Genomic DNA, 15,654 nt, shown 5'->3' with positions numbered 1-15,654 from the left:
GGATGTATTTACACTACTCATTGTCCCACCATCACAATCTTATCCGCTGGAAAAGTAATCATCACCTGTTGACCCGGTGCGATCGGGATATCCATTTCTTGATTCACTGTAAATGCTCCCAGTGCTGTCTGTACTTCAAATTGATAACTACGTCCTAGATACGTACTCACTTTGACCGTTCCTGGCACTTGATTAGACAAAGACTTTTGCAGATCAGTCAATTCATCTAACCGCGTAATACGTAAGTCTTCTGGACGAATTGCGCCTTTGTACGTGTCCGCTGTGGATTGTCCTGTCTGTAATTGCACAGCAAATCCATAATCGCCAATTGTCCACTCTACACCTGTATTCCCTTGGCGTGTACCATCAAATACCAAAAAGTTATTAAACCCGATAAAACGAGCCACATATTCGGTTTTGGGATACTGGTAAATCTCTGTCGGTGCGCCTAATTGCTCGATTTTGCCAGCGTTCATAATTGCTACTTGATCCGAGATCGAAAAACATTCTTCCTGATCGTGAGAGACATACACCGCAGTCATTCCTAATTCTTGTTGTAAACGGCGAATCTCTACACGCATTGTCACTCTTAAATTGGCATCCAGATTACTTAACGGCTCATCGAATAGTAGCAGATCAGGTTCAATTACCAGTGCGCGGGCAATCGCTACACGTTGACGTTGTCCACCGGATAATTCTTGTGGGAACCGCTTTTCAAAACCGTTCAGACTGACAATATCCAGCATCCGCAATACTTTCTCTTTCACCTGCGCTTCTTTCACTTTACGCAAACGTAAGCCGAACGCTACATTATCGTAAACCGATAAATGCGGAAATAACGCATAACTTTGAAACACAAATCCGAAATTACGTTTGTTCACAGGTAGATTCGTATAATCTCGCCCATCGAACATAAATTTGCCACCTTTAGCTTCCAAAAAACCTGCAATCAGACGCAATGTGGTTGTTTTGCCACAGCCGCTTGGGCCGAGTAATGAGAGTAATTTGCCTTCTTCTAATTTGAGATCGAAATTCTCCAAAATCAGGTGGTTATCATACGCCACCGATACCTGTTCTAAGCTGAGTAATGTCATCGTCGTATGCCTCCCCTTATCGTTTGGTAAAGTAAGCTAGTCCACCCATCAGACGCTCAATCACGAACATCAATAGACCGGTTAATATCATCAATACGACCGAAATCGCGGCTATCGTTGGATCAAAATAATTCTGTACATACGTCAACATCTGAATCGGCAATGTACTGATTCCCGGCCCTGTCATAAATACCGAGATATCAACATTATTAAATGACTCCAGAAAAGCGATTAATACCGCTGCCATAATGCCTGAGCGGATATTCGGTAACACCACTCTAAAGAAAGCTTGTAACCGCCCTGCGCCAAGACTGACTGCCGCTTCTTCGATAGAGAAGTCAAAGTTCGATAGACTGGAACCAATCACCCGAATAATAAACGGCAACATAATTACTGTATGTCCGACCAATAACCCGGTATAGATCGGCAAATGATACATGACCAACACATATTTGAGCATCGTAAAACCAAGCACAATCCCCGGAATCAATACCGGTGATAAAAAGATCGCATTGAGCAAATCACGTCCGCGAAAATGATATCGACTTAGCGCATACGCCGCAGGTACGCCGAGAATCAAAGCAAGCAGATTACCGAGTAGCGAAATAATAATCGATGTCACAAACGTTTTCGGAAACATATCGACTGCCCATATATTTTGATACCATTTGAGTGAAAATCCATCCGGTGGGAATTTCAATACTGTACCCGGCCCGAATGAGGTGACCGAGATGATCACCAGTGGCCCTAGCAGAAAAATAAAGACTAACGTGCTAAATATCGCCAGCCCGTAATGTTTTTCTTTCATCTTCGTCTCACCCCTTCGGATTCAATTTCGTAGCTACTTTGTTCATCAGTCCTACAACAACCAGCGTAATCACAATCATAATCGTCGCAATCACTGAAGCCAGATACCAATCATTCAACGTCATCGCATTCTGATACAGAAATGTAGAGATCACCCGTTCTTTGCCTCCAAGCAAAGCTGGCGTGGTATAGGCGGTCAGACTACCGACAAATACAAGTACACTTCCGATAATCAGACCCGGAATCGTTAATGGAAACAGCACTTTACGCAACGCGGTAAACCGAGAAGCACCCAGACTTTCTGCTGCACGAATCAGTTCACTATCTACATTTTCCATTACACCGACAAGCGTAATAATGATCAATGGTAAAAACAGATGTACCAGTCCGATAATCATCGCTATTGGTGTATACAAAATTTCTATCGGCTTATCGACAATGCCTGTCGCCACCAGTGCATTATTTACCAGACCTTTACGTCCCAAAATAATCATCCAGCTAAACGAGCGCACAACAGGGCTGGTCAACAATGGGAAAATAGATAATGCTAGCAAAATCCCTTTTTTCCGTGTGCCCAAGCGTGAAATGTAGTAAGCCACCGGATAACCAAGCGCAATACAGATCACTGTTGTAAATACACTGACTCGTAGCGTAGTCAGTAGAATCCGATTGAAATACGCATCTCTAAAAAAGTACAGATACCCTTCCAGAGTAGGCTTGCCTTCTTGCACAAATGTGGAGCCAATCGTCAAAATAATTGGGATTAGCATAAATACGGTAAGGAACAGCAGCCCGGGTAGGAGCAGCCAGTACATCTTATTGATTTTCATAGGTGGATACGCTCCTATCTGAGCAGAATTAAGGTGATTCTTAGGGACAGCGCAATTGGTATTACTTTTTAAAAGAATGTTTTCATAAGATTAACTTTGAAAGATAGATATAGTTAGGTTTGCTCTAGTGAATGTCGCTGCGAAAACAGGATATTCTTACCGTCGCTTGTTGTAATCGGCTCCTTTGATTAACCGCTTTGCGGTAAGGAGTCGACTACAAAGGCGAGCGCTTCGCTCTTTCAGAATATTCTGTTTTCTCCGCTTGGAGGAGACAGCAACGATTGGATTTGTTTAGTACAATTAAAATCTTAAATACGCATCAAAATATCTTAATTATGATTTTTTAATTCTGTAATTTTTAAAATATCAGTCTATTTTTTTCGGTAAAAGGATTGCTTAATTACAAAATGACTAAGCGCACGATTTTAGATCATGCGAGGGATACAGAATAGTCGCGTTAAGGGTTGGAGTAGCAGTATAAAAGCAATGTTACTTTTAAAAATCTATTGTGATGATATTTAGTTAGTCTGATTTATCTTTCATGCTTCTAGTTCTACACTTACTACAGATTCAGTTGCTTTGAAGTTACTTTAAGCTTACTAAGTGATTCTAAAAAGATGTTAAAAAAAGCGATATGATCGACAGTTAAAGCGACTTGTACGTTAGGTTGTTTGCCCAGACGATTTTGAAAATCGCATACAGTTTGTCCGTCGCATAAATCACTATTGGTCTCGACATCGACGTGGTATAAGGTTGTGCTGATCACGTCTGGATAGAGAGCGGCGGCTACAGCAAGTGGGTCGTGCATTGCACATGCTTTGACGCCATTACGTTGTTCGTAGCGCTCCATATACGCTGATGTACTCTGACGTACATACCCTGCGATTTCAGGTTGAGCCGTACGGTTTAGCGCACCAAGATGATTATTGTTTAGTAGCACTTTGCGTGTCACATCTAATGGTACAAGTACCAGATGGGCGAAGCCTGCACGTAATACTTGCTTGGCGGCTTCAGGATCGACATACATATTGTATTCAGCGGTTGGTGTGATATTGCCGTATTCATTGACGGCTCCACCCATAATAATGATTTCTTTGACGTTAGCGACAATTTCCGGTTGTTGTTGAATCGCCAAGGCTAGATTGGTCAGTGGTGCTGTGAGAATCAACGTGATCTCACCGGGATAGTTCATAATTTGCTCAATCATAAATTCGTGCGCAGCTTGAGGTTGTACCTGCTGATCTACTTGCATCTCGGTTAATGCGCCACCGATCCCATCATTGCCATGAACCGAATGTTCAAATCTAGGCTCACGAACTAACGGAGTATCTGCTCCTGCAAAAACAGGAATATCGGTACGGTCGATCAACTGTAGAATTTTGAATGTATTGATCGTTGCTTGTTGCATTGATACATTACCATTCACAGTCGTAATCCCTAGAATATCGCAACTGCCACTACCTACAGCTAGCATAATACCAAGCGCATCATCGATCCCTGTATCGACATCCATAATGACTTTCCGTTGCAATCCACTCACAGTACATCCTCCTTCGACCTTCAACATGTGATTGTACAGAACGTACTTGGTTCGAGCTTAACCCCCGATTTCGCGGTTCCAACGATCTGTCCATGCTGGCATATTTTTATTTACAAATTCCATATCTAACTTACGCAGATTTTCAATAATATCTGCACCATACGTAATCCCTTGTGCTTCTTCGTCTGTCAGTACCACATCTTTATTAACAGGAGAATCGACTTTGGCTTTCGCAGATTTCTCTTGTACTTCTTTGCTTAACTGCCAGTCGATAAATTCTTCAGCCAGTTCTTTGTTATCGCTACCCTTTACAATGTTAACGGTATTAATAACCGCATATGCGCCTTCTGATGGAGTGACGAACTTCGCACCCGGTACAGCAGCTTGAATATCTTTGAAATACATTTCCATGATCGGGCCACCGGCAATCTCTTCTTGTCCGATCATATTCACGTATTCTGACGTTTGGCTATAGTATTTGACCACACTCGGGTCTAATGTTTTCAATTGAGTAAATGCTGCATCTTCGTTAAATTCTTTGTTGCCTGCTACACGCGAAGCCGCATCGATCATCATCGGGCCTGCCGTTGCTGTAATCGCTGGCATCGTTACATTATTGGCAAATTCAGGCTTCCATAGATCGCTCCATGATGTTACTTCACCACTAACCAAAGCTGGATTATAAGCGATACCAAGCTGGGCTACTGTATAAGCCGGTCCATATTTTTCGCCATTTGGAGCTTTGGCAATATCGTAAATGTGATCTAAATTCGTTAATTTTGTACGATCAATCGGTTCTAGTAAATTATCGTCTATCGCTTGTTGTGCATAATAATCAGAGAGGTAGATAAGATCCACATTGGTACTGCCCTGACGAATTTTGTTTAACCGTTCTGCATTGTTGCCTGTTTCGAGTACGATTTTGACATTATGTTCTTTTTCAAACGGTTGGAAGACCGATTCTTGTAGAAAATCTTCGGAAAATCCCCATGTCGAGATAACCAGTTCTTTTTGTCCATCTGCACTACCACCTGTGCTTGTATTACCGTTCTGATCAATCGTTGTTCCACAACCTGCAAGCCCTACACCTGCTAATGTTAATGCCAGTAATCCACTCATCCACTTTTTACTCATGTTTGGTTTCCCCTCTCAAATGGTTGATTCTGAATAACAATGTTGCAACAATTACCTGTAAACAAACAAAAAAGAAAAGTATCCTTGTAAGAACAAGAACACTTTTCTTCGATAAACAAAGCAAAGCGGTACCCGTTACAAACTGATCTGTATCCGGTCACCTTTTGAGATAGATCAAAAAAGGAAATCCGCCAGTCAGGTTGGCGTGTTAGTTGAAACCAGCTTGTGTTATTGATTCTCCGCCAGTACCACATTGGTAAAAGCCCATTGGGTAGGCGCATCATAATCGCGCAAAATAGCTTCAATATTCAATTGTAATTCCTGCTCTAACTTTTCACGAAATTTACGCTTATAGACGGTGGATAAACGAAAATCGACTTCCTGCTTGAGTGCAGGGTCTTCGCCTTCCAATGCCGCCGACCGCGGAGAACGTCGGTGTCTCGCTTGAAACGTAATAATATGATCTTCGACCGAAACTCGTAGCAACGTCGTTCCATAGCCAAATAGTTCTTTGGATACTTCGTTATATAACTGTGCCATTTTCTTTTTGGACTCATTGTGATCCAGAAGATTCATCTTATCACCTTCACTGGTAAATGTCGTACATTGAGTTCGTCCGACCTCGTTATTATACATAAATTAATAGAATGGAGCAACATAATTACGACTTTTAAAATAAATTTTGTTCTATAAGCGAACATTGCGTGTAAGTATATTCCAAATCGTCCGTTTTATTGAGCTTCAATTTCTGCTCTTTTTCCTGTCTCATGCCACCATTGTGCATAGATGCCACCAATCGCATCGAATATACTCGTCTGATCTGTATGCCATTCTTGAGTCAGATCATCATCATAGGTGAGAAAAGACGTTTTGTTATCGACTCCATATTTCCGAAGCAAATGAATATGCGTTACGATTTCTATTGTATAGGCTAAAATCCAGTACAGCATCGCTTCTTCATCATAGATCATTTTGGTAAAAACTGTTTGACCCCGTTCATACATTTTCAACCGATATCCGGTAGCGGTTAGCTCTACAAAAGGAACAAAGTCATCTTGAAAAAATTGTACAAACGGATTCGTAATATAATCCAGATATTCTTCTTCCTGTAACGAAGTACGTTGTAATAAAGAACGTAACTGCTCTATATACTGTTCTTTTGTTCTCATAAATAGTCTCCTTGATGATCTATACTACTGAATCCATACACTTGCCGGGATCATAACTAAAATCTGACCATGTACCCAAAGTGGTATACATTAGATGTTCTTCATCATAACAACCGATGACTTTTTTAGTCGGATTCCAGACAATACATAGATCCGAATATAGATTAATCTCTGCGGACAGTCGTAGATATCGCTGTCGCCCAACCTTCATCTCTACTGTATCCAGTAAAGACAAAAATTCAATGTGATGTGTTTGCTGGTCTGAATCTATCCACTGTAGTATACGCTCGCTTGTACTTAGAAAGTCGATTAATGCTTTAGGAAGTTTGTAACTTTGCAAGGTATATAATTTGTTTTGTTCGTTATGAAATGCAGCAGGCTCTAGACTTTTTAACAGTTGTGCTAATGATTCATTTTTATTAATAACCGCTATGGTGTATGCACGTTCTCCATTTTTTTCAGCTATCGTGACATCTGCTCCACGCTGAATCAAATACTCTACCATTGCCACATTTTCATTACGGGTAGCTACAGTAAGTGGAGTCGCATTATACGGATAGACCATATCTGGCTTATTGTAATTGATATCTACCCCATGATCTAACAAGAAATCAATCGTTTGTAGATCATGATTTGCTACTGCTTTACGCAAAACAGATCCTCCATATTTTTGGATATCTAATCCCAATTCATAGACAAGCGCTATATTCTTTTTTTTGCCAAAATAAGCGGTATCATAAGCACTTGATTTAACTCTGTTCAATCGATTAATCTGCGCACCATGCTCATACAAATACCGAATCAGTGGTTCTTCCCCGTATCGTACTGCTAATAAGAAAGCAGGATTATCTTTGGTATTCAAATTTACCCCATGCTCCACTAACCAATGTACTACTTTATCGTGTTCTAACCTGATTGCCATATCTAACGGAGTAATTGTAGTATGTTCGCTTAAAACAAAAGGCTCTTCAATATCCCAACCTTCTGTTAACGATTGCTCCAAAGCAAACATATCCTTATTGTATATATGTAAAGCAATTGGTGGCAATGCAGTAAACTTGCCGATATTTGCAATCACGTACATAAATAGACCTCCTGCATACTTATAATCATCTAATCTATCTTCTCTTTATCTATCATACAAATTATTCAATATAATCAAAAATCCGTCTGTGGTTGACCTAGTATATAGGTTTGGACAGACGGATCGTATACCATTTTGTATTTATTTGATCTGAAAATAGGTTTCTTGCTATACGGAACAACTACTTTACAGATCAGTTATATTAGTAACGAGCCGGTGCTGATTTCTTGGCAAGTTCGATCATATAATCAAAAAACGCCGTCGGATTCGTATCATACACAAAATTCACCGGACGACCATCTGCTTGTTCTACCGTTCTACCTTGTGACGGGCCATCTGGAATGACCACGCAATTGACTACTTTTTTCTGTACAATATCTGGACGACCGATCGATAATGTTGTCAGTACATCCCAGAAATAATACGTTGAATTGTTCTCCATATGTACAAGTGGTGGACAACAAGCATAACAGTTACCTAAGAAATCGACACCTTCATAACGACGATCAGTTGACCAGCGTTTGCGGATATGTAGATCTAAAGGCACTTTGATCGTACTTTCCAAAGCAACCAGATCAATCACGATATTACTTTGCCATACCCGGTGTGCCGCTTCAGGGTCCCAGAATACATTCCATTCTGCACTTCCATCATGTTCAGGCTCATCTACATTCCCATGTGCAAATCCGCCACCCATCCAGACTAATTTTTCAATTTTGTCTTCGATTTCGGGAGCTTCATCTAAAGCGCGAGCAAGATCGGTCAGAGGCCCGGTAAATAGCAATGTTGTTTTACCTTCAGTCTGTAACAATTGTTGAATCATATGACGGTGAGCAGGCAATTCAGCCAGTGGCGCTTCCATTGTACCGGATTCATTCAGAATCGGTAACGCGTCTACATAAAACGTATGCATACGCCATGCCGCAGGAAAAGGATTTTTACCGCGTGAATTGGAACGAGCGACTTCTGGTGCATAGTTGCCAAAGCGGTCGATAATTTTGCGACTAGCTGCTGCACCAGGTTCCAAATAACCATCTGCTGGAATAACGGATACCCCTGTTAATTTCACATTTTCCATCTGTAATAACATAAATAGAGATACTAGATCATCGACTCCAGCATCATGGTTAAAATAAACCGATTGAACTTGTGACATGATTACTTGTTCCCCCTGTAATGCATCTCAATATAACGATGCTTGAATTTCACGTTCTCTCTATTCATATCATAATGACCCCAAGAATACCAGACAGCCCTTATCCAGATCATCGTCAATCTTTGGCTGATCATCATCACTTGAGATGTCTTGGGCTATCATTTCATATTGGATTTATTGTATATCAGAGACAGGTTCTCCAATCAGAAATGTTAATTTGCCTGATAACACCCCTAGCTCCGCAGGTGTCTCCAAATAAATTTCACCATCCATATCCGCAGGCATCGGTTGAGCAGTCGTTAACGTTACTTTGGTTGTTCGTATATAGTCAATATTGCTGTATTGCGGGTTCCAGATTTCTTCAGTTTTGCGACTCATCAGTTCACGTAATAAAGGTAAACCTGCTTCGCGAATAATCAATACATCCAATAACCCGTCTTCAAGCGAACTTGCTGGAAAGGGTAACGGATTCGTTCCCAAAAACCGCCCATTGGCTATATAGATCATAATTGCTTCTCCATCGCTTTCCCCTTCATCATGGGTCATATGAAAGGTAAACGGTTCAGCAGTACGCACTGTCTGTAATGTGCTAAGAAAATAACTGATTTTGCCCAAAGCACCTTTTAGATCAGGATTAATATTTTGTGAAGTCTCTGCGATTAACCCGATCCCGTAAAAATTAGTAAAATATTGTCCGTTCACTGTTCCAATATCAAGCGTGCGTGTATGACGTTCATTGAGTACTTCTGCGGCTCTTGCCATCTGCTGGGGCATCATCAATGCACGCGAGAAATCATTACACGTTCCACCTGGCAATACCCCGATCACTGGAGGATGATCCAACAATGCTAATCCATTTACACATTCATGGACAGTGCCGTCTCCACCTAAAATATAGACAACATCATATTGTTCTCCTAATTCTTTGCAAAGTTGTTGTGCTTCACCCGGTTGGTTCGTTCGGCGTACATTCAGTTCAGACAATTCTAATGACAAAATACTTAAAGCGGTTCCTAGTAATTCTGGAGTGAGAGAACCTGCATTTCCATTATAAATAAGTAGCCCTTTGTTATACATAAAAGTACCCCCGTAATTGGAGCATAAGATACTTATTCATACCCTTATTTGGCTACCTTTTAAACGATTAACAGACAAATACGTACATTTCTCTTGCTTGGCTACGATAATATGCGAAAAGCTTGAGAATTCTGCCTTTTTTGCAGTTTATTGATTAAATTTTACGTTTTATTAGGATTGAAAAGAAATGTATGATATTATTTATATAGGTAACTTATCTTTTTTAGTGCAATAGTGCTCTTTAGATATTGTTGAATAGTTCGATAGGTTCGCTTGTTTATGAAATAATATTCATAACGTGTAGCGCTTATGGAATTACTCAATAATCTTACCTAATAATTTGAGAAAGAGGATTGTGTATGCCGAGAAAACACCGCAAATTAACTCCCGTCCAATTGCTCGCCAAATTCATTTTCATTACAACTGGTGCTGTAATGATGGCAGTAGCCCTCGAAATTTTCCTTATTCCTAACAGCGTGATCGATGGAGGAATCACAGGTATTTCAATCATTTTATCTGAAGTAACACCTGTTGCATTAGGTCTCTTTATCTTTATTATCAACGTCCCCTTTCTGATTATCGGGTATAAACAGATCGGTAAAACGTTTGCTTTTTCTACATTATACGGGATTACAGTCATGTCGTTGATGACTGCATTTTTACATCATGTTGATCCGCTTACCAACGATAAAATTCTAGCCAGTATGTTTGGCGGAGTCATTCTTGGATTCGGGATTGGTCTGGTTATTCGCTTTGGTGGATCACTGGATGGTACAGAGATTGTAGCGATTTTACTTTCCAAACGTTTTCATATGCCTGTAGGACAAATCGTTATGATTATTAACGTATTTATCTTTGCAGTTGCTGGTTTTGTATTTGGTTGGGATTCAGCGATGTTCTCGATCTTTACGTATTATATCGCAGCTAAAGTCATGGATATTGTTGTCGAAGGTTTGGAAGAATCCAAATCGGTTACGATCATTTCTTCCGAATACGAAGAAATCTCGCAAGCGATTGTGGACCGTCTGGGACGCAGTACAACCTTTATGTATGCTAAAGGCGGTTATTCCAAAGAAGATACGCAGATGATCTATTGCGTTGTAACTCGTCTCGAACTTGCCAAGTTACGCACGATTGTACAAGATATCGATCCTTCTGCTTTCCTAGCCATTGAGCATGTGTCAGAAGTTATCGGTGGTAACTTTGAGAAGAAAAATATTCACTAATTGATGATATCAAAAGCCTCTCTGCACTACGACAGAGAGGCTTTTTTTGTTATTTCTACCTTATCTACTATTGTATCCAAACTTAAAAAGAACGATCTATATCCCTACAACTAGGAATGCAGATCGTTCTTTTATTTTAATTATTTCTTTGTTGTTCTAATTGCTGAACTTTTTCTTCTAACTATACGGATTCGCTTGTGATGACGATAAGCAATAGGAGTAACCGCTACAATACAGATCAAAATCACGCCTAAGATCATAACAATATCCTCCGTATTATTGAAATTAATTCGCTATTTTCACCTGTCCGGCAAATTGGCTATTATACAAGTCTGCATAGAATCCTTCTTGTTCTAACAATTCAATATGCGTTCCGGTCTCAATCACTTTACCATGATTCATCACTAGAATCAGATCGGCTTCACGAATCGTAGATAGACGGTGGGCAATAACAAAGTTCGTCCGCCCTTCCATCAATGTATTCATCGCTTGTTGGATCAATACTTCTGTACGGGTATCAACACTACTGGTCGCTTCATCCAGAATCAGAATCGCAGGATCAGCTAGAATCGCACGCGCAATCGTCAGCAATTGCTTTTGACCCTGTGAAATATTAGAAGCTTCTTCATTAAGCACCGTATCATAACCATCCGGCAAGGTACGGATAAAATGATCCGCACGCGCGGCTTCAGAAGCTCGTATAATCTCTTCTTCTGTCGCATCTTCACGTCCGTAGGCAATATTATCACGAATACTTCCACCGAACAGCCAGGTGTCTTGCAACACCATTCCAAATAGACTGTGTAGTTCGGCACGCGATAATTCGCGGATATTTTGACCATCTATCGTAATCTGTCCGTTATTCAATTCATAGAAGCGCATTAACAGATTGATCAGCGTCGTTTTCCCTGCTCCTGTCGGCCCTACAATTGCAACCGTCTGTCCGGCACGCACCTCAATATTCATATCTTCGATCAGCAACTCATCTTTTTTATAACCAAAAGCTACATGTTCAAAGGTCACATCACCACGTACAGGTCGAGCAATTGTAGTCGTCGCTTGATCTTCTTCTTCCTGCTCATCCATGATTTCAAATACGCGCTCTGCTGAAGCTATTGTCGATTGAATAATATTAGAAATATTCGCAAGCTGTGTGATCGGTTGTGAGAATTGACGCGCATACTGGATAAACGCTTGTACTCCACCGATACCGACTGTACCGCGGGTCACCATAATACCACCTACTACACAGATCAACACATACCCAATATTACTGATAAACGACATCAACGGCATAATCGTACCGGAAATATATTGAGCTTTCCAACCTGATTCATAAAGCTTTTCATTCAACTCATCGAATTGAGCCAATGACTGCTTCTCACGTCCAAAAGCTTTGACTACCCGGTGTCCGGTATACATTTCTTCGACATGACCATTCAGATCACCCAGTGATGCTTGTTGTCCGGCAAAATGTTTTTGCGAACGCTTAGCGACGACAATCGTAACCAATAAACTGAGTGGAATTGTGAGTATTGTAATCAGTGTTAACAATGGACTGATCGTTAACATCATTACGATTACACCGACCAGTGTTACGATTGATGTGATCAACTGGGTTAGACTTTGTTGTAACGTATTACTGATATTATCTACATCATTCGTTACCCGGCTCAACACTTCACCATGAGACTGTTGATCATAATAACGTAACGGTAAACGAGATAATTTGCTTTTGACATCTTTACGCATCTCATAGACAGTATTTTGAGCAACACCAGACATAAAGTATTGCTGAAAATAAGCAAATAACGAACTGAATAAATACAGACCTCCAAGAATCATCAACAGATCTACAATATATCTAAAGTTAATCGCTGTTCCTCCGGTGACGCTGTTAAATAATTCATCTGTCGCCATTCCCATAATACGCGGAGCCACAATACTGAATAAGGTGCTGAGTACCGCAGCAATTAGCACAACAAGTAATTGCATCCGATAAGGCTTCAGGTAAGAAAGTAATCTGCGTAATGTCCCTTTAAAGTCTTTCGGCTTTTCACCCGGCAAAGACATCCGTGGTGGGCCGCCCATCTGTCCGGCTTGTGGTCGTTGTGGAGGTTTTGGTTTTTGCTCTTCACTCATGCGATCTCCTCCTCCGACAGTTGCGAAGATACAATCTCACGATAGACTTCGCTACTTTCTAGCAATTCACGATGTGTGCCTTGACCGACAATTTTGCCATCTTCCAATACAATAATTTGATCGGCATCCATCACTGTACTCACGCGCTGTGCAATCATCAATACAGCCGCATCGGTTGTTTCGGCTTTGAGTGCTGCCCGTAATTTAGAATCCGTTTTGAAATCAAGTGCTGAGAAACTATCATCAAAAATATACAATTCAGGCTTACGTACCAGAGCACGAGCTATCGACAACCGTTGCTTTTGTCCACCCGATACATTCGATCCACCTTGTGCGATAACAGAATTATATCCATCTTTCATTTCACTAATAAAATCAGATGCTTGCGCAATCGTCGCCGCATGCTTCATTTCTTCATCAGTAGCTTGTTCATATCCATAACGAATATTTTCAGCTATTGTACCTGTAAACAATAATGCTTTTTGCGGAACATAGCCGATCTTCGCACGTAGTGACGCTTGATCCCGTTCACGAATATCGATACCATCAACCAAAATCTGTCCACTTTCTACATCATAAAAACGAGGAATCAGATTGACCAATGTTGATTTTCCTGATCCTGTTCCACCGATAATAGCTGTGACTTCACCGCTTTTGGCTTGAAATGAAATCTGTTCTAATGCGGGCTGTTCTGCTCCAGGATAACGGAAAGTGACATTATCAAAAATCACACTTCCCCGGCGCTCTTGCATAGTAGAACTTACAGGTTGTTCAGGATCTTCAATTTCTGGCTTCATTTGCAATACTTCATTAATACGTGTTGCGGAAGCTGACGCTCTCGGTACCATCACGAAGATCACAGATAACATTAAGAATGAGAATAAAATCTGAGTGGCATACTGAATAAATGCCATTAGATCACCGACCTGCATATCTCCATAGCTAATCCGTACACTACCGAATCCGATAATTGCAATAATTGAAAAGTTTAATACCAGCATCATAACAGGCATCATCAATGCCATTAGTTTATTAACGGAAATCGCTGTATCTGCTAGATCACGACTGGCTCCGTCAAACCGTTTACTTTCATACGTATCTCGATTAAAAGCACGAATAACACGTAGTCCGGTCAGATTTTCACGCATAACCATATTTAAGCGATCTAATTTACTTTGTAATGCTTTGAACAGTGGCATTCCTTTGCGAGCAATACTGAAAATAGCCAGCCCTAACAATGGAATCACAATAACAAAAATAAGCGATAACTCTGCATCTTTAGAGATCGCCATAATCAGACCGCCAAGCATCATAAGCGGAGCCATCACCATCATCCGTAACATCATCGTTAGCACTTGTTGAAGTTGTGTAATATCATTGGTCGTACGGGTAATCAAAGAAGCCGTACCGATACGATCAAATTCTTGTAATGAAAAATTTTCGACATGCGAGAACACGCGACTACGTAGATCGCGACCAAACCCAATCGAAATTTTGGCTGAAAAGTAACTAGCCGCGATGGAACATAACATTCCACCTGCGGCAAAGAGTAACATATATAAGCCAATGCGCAAAATATAAGCTGTATTCCCTGCCGCAATACCTGTATCGACAATATCAGCCATTAATGTCGGCAGGAACAACTCTGACATCGTTTGCAAAAATACCAACAGCAGAACCAGACCGATTCCACCGTAATACGGTCGAAGCTGTCCTAGCAGTTTGGTCATTACTCTGCATCCCCTTTATGTTCTGGCTCCGCAGGTTCAAACACTCGTTCTTGGAAATAAGAAAAAACGCGACCTAACAATTCGGTTAATTTGCGACTATCTTCTTCTCCTAGATAATCGACCAAACCTTCAAATGACGTTTTGAACACAGCAAGTGACTGCTCCATAATCGCTGCGCCTTTATCAGTCAATGTTACACGAACAGCACGACGGTCGCTTTGATCCATATTGCGCTCGACCAATCCGTCGTTTTCCATACCTTTGATCAATTGAGTAACTGTTGGAGATGTTACTCGAAGTAAGCGACTCAGTTCAGAGACTTGCATCCCACAACCAGCCGAATCTGATTTGTTACCGATACAGATCAAAGCCATAATTTCACTTGGTTTATATCCCGCTACTGGCTTTTGACGCCAATCTGCTTTGCGAAAAAGACGAAATGCACGTAATAACTCTTCACCCATCGGTGATATTCCTTCAAACTTCAAATCTTCTTCCACCGTTTATTCACCTCAACGTAAAATCCTATTATTTAGCCATACTAATTATTAGGTTAACTAATTTTAAATCTGTATGCAAACCTTGTCAATGTTTATAACCATATACTTTTAATTATATACACTTTTCGTAATAATCCTACATTTAATTCTTTATTTTAAGGTAAT

14 protein-coding genes are annotated in these 15,654 nt (G+C 40.7%); 1 reads left to right on the top strand and 13 read right to left on the bottom strand.

What is annotated here, in order from left to right:
• Positions 1–17: 17 nt before the first annotated feature.
• The 10 genes from ACFSGI_RS20875 to ACFSGI_RS20830 all read right to left on the bottom strand — a co-directional run bounded on the left by ACFSGI_RS20875 (position 18) and on the right by ACFSGI_RS20830 (position 9,891).
• On the bottom strand, positions 18–1,094 hold the full coding sequence (locus ACFSGI_RS20875; RefSeq protein ID WP_204826131.1) for an ABC transporter ATP-binding protein: 1,077 nt from the start codon (positions 1,092–1,094) through the stop codon (positions 18–20).
• A gap of 16 nt (positions 1,095–1,110) precedes the next feature.
• Complete coding sequence (locus ACFSGI_RS20870) at positions 1,111–1,902, bottom strand: ABC transporter permease (protein WP_204826130.1); 792 nt, start codon at positions 1,900–1,902, stop codon at positions 1,111–1,113.
• A 7-nt stretch (positions 1,903–1,909) separates the two neighbouring features.
• Complete coding sequence (locus tag ACFSGI_RS20865; RefSeq protein WP_204826129.1) at positions 1,910–2,731, bottom strand: ABC transporter permease; 822 nt, start codon at positions 2,729–2,731, stop codon at positions 1,910–1,912.
• Positions 2,732–3,293: 562 nt separating this feature from the next.
• Positions 3,294–4,244: a nucleoside hydrolase gene (locus ACFSGI_RS20860; RefSeq protein ID WP_379284437.1), complete on the bottom strand. Its 951-nt coding sequence runs from the start codon at positions 4,242–4,244 to the stop codon at positions 3,294–3,296.
• An 84-nt stretch (positions 4,245–4,328) separates the two neighbouring features.
• Complete coding sequence (locus ACFSGI_RS20855; RefSeq protein ID WP_204826127.1) at positions 4,329–5,405, bottom strand: ABC transporter substrate-binding protein; 1,077 nt, start codon at positions 5,403–5,405, stop codon at positions 4,329–4,331.
• Positions 5,406–5,633: 228 nt separating this feature from the next.
• The gene (locus ACFSGI_RS20850; protein WP_204826126.1) at positions 5,634–5,981 is read right to left on the bottom strand and encodes a DUF2294 domain-containing protein; all 348 of its coding nucleotides are present in this window, start codon (positions 5,979–5,981) and stop codon (positions 5,634–5,636) included.
• Between the two features lie 155 nt (positions 5,982–6,136).
• Positions 6,137–6,574 carry an Imm63 family immunity protein gene (locus ACFSGI_RS20845; RefSeq protein WP_204826125.1) on the bottom strand — a complete coding sequence of 146 codons (438 nt, stop codon included), beginning with the start codon at positions 6,572–6,574 and terminating at the stop codon, positions 6,137–6,139.
• A gap of 19 nt (positions 6,575–6,593) precedes the next feature.
• Positions 6,594–7,658 carry an ankyrin repeat domain-containing protein gene (locus tag ACFSGI_RS20840; protein ID WP_204826124.1) on the bottom strand — a complete coding sequence of 355 codons (1,065 nt, stop codon included), beginning with the start codon at positions 7,656–7,658 and terminating at the stop codon, positions 6,594–6,596.
• A gap of 202 nt (positions 7,659–7,860) precedes the next feature.
• Positions 7,861–8,814: a nucleoside hydrolase gene (locus tag ACFSGI_RS20835; protein ID WP_204826123.1), complete on the bottom strand. Its 954-nt coding sequence runs from the start codon at positions 8,812–8,814 to the stop codon at positions 7,861–7,863.
• Between the two features lie 174 nt (positions 8,815–8,988).
• A complete protein-coding gene (locus ACFSGI_RS20830; RefSeq protein ID WP_204826122.1) occupies positions 8,989–9,891 on the bottom strand; it encodes a diacylglycerol/lipid kinase family protein in 903 nt (300 codons plus the stop codon).
• A gap of 359 nt (positions 9,892–10,250) precedes the next feature.
• On the opposite strand from ACFSGI_RS20830, the gene ACFSGI_RS20825 reads away from it, so the two are divergent.
• Positions 10,251–11,117 (top strand): YitT family protein, encoded by an 867-nt coding sequence (locus ACFSGI_RS20825; protein ID WP_204826121.1) that lies wholly within the window; start codon positions 10,251–10,253, stop codon positions 11,115–11,117.
• A 285-nt stretch (positions 11,118–11,402) separates the two neighbouring features.
• Here the strand turns inward: ACFSGI_RS20825 and ACFSGI_RS20820 are convergent, their stop codons facing one another.
• Genes ACFSGI_RS20820 through ACFSGI_RS20810 form a run of 3 tightly spaced genes read right to left on the bottom strand, consistent with a single transcriptional unit; the run spans position 11,403 to position 15,489 of the window.
• Positions 11,403–13,259 (bottom strand): ABC transporter ATP-binding protein, encoded by a 1,857-nt coding sequence (locus ACFSGI_RS20820; protein WP_204826120.1) that lies wholly within the window; start codon positions 13,257–13,259, stop codon positions 11,403–11,405.
• The gene (locus tag ACFSGI_RS20815) at positions 13,256–14,989 is read right to left on the bottom strand and encodes an ABC transporter ATP-binding protein (RefSeq protein WP_204826119.1); all 1,734 of its coding nucleotides are present in this window, start codon (positions 14,987–14,989) and stop codon (positions 13,256–13,258) included. Before ACFSGI_RS20815 ends, ACFSGI_RS20820 begins: the two co-directional genes overlap by 4 nt.
• Entirely contained in the window at positions 14,989–15,489 is a 501-nt protein-coding gene (locus ACFSGI_RS20810) for a MarR family winged helix-turn-helix transcriptional regulator (RefSeq protein ID WP_379284275.1), read from the bottom strand. The genes ACFSGI_RS20815 and ACFSGI_RS20810 overlap by 1 nt, the downstream gene beginning before the upstream one ends.
• Positions 15,490–15,654 lie beyond the last annotated feature (165 nt).

Origin of the sequence: Paenibacillus nicotianae (assembly GCF_042681745.1) — a bacterium.
GTDB classification, from domain to species: Bacteria; Bacillota; Bacilli; order Paenibacillales; family Paenibacillaceae; genus Saccharibacillus; species Saccharibacillus nicotianae.
Note: the sequence above shows the minus strand (reverse complement) of the source record. Positions and strands in the feature narration are given on the sequence as shown.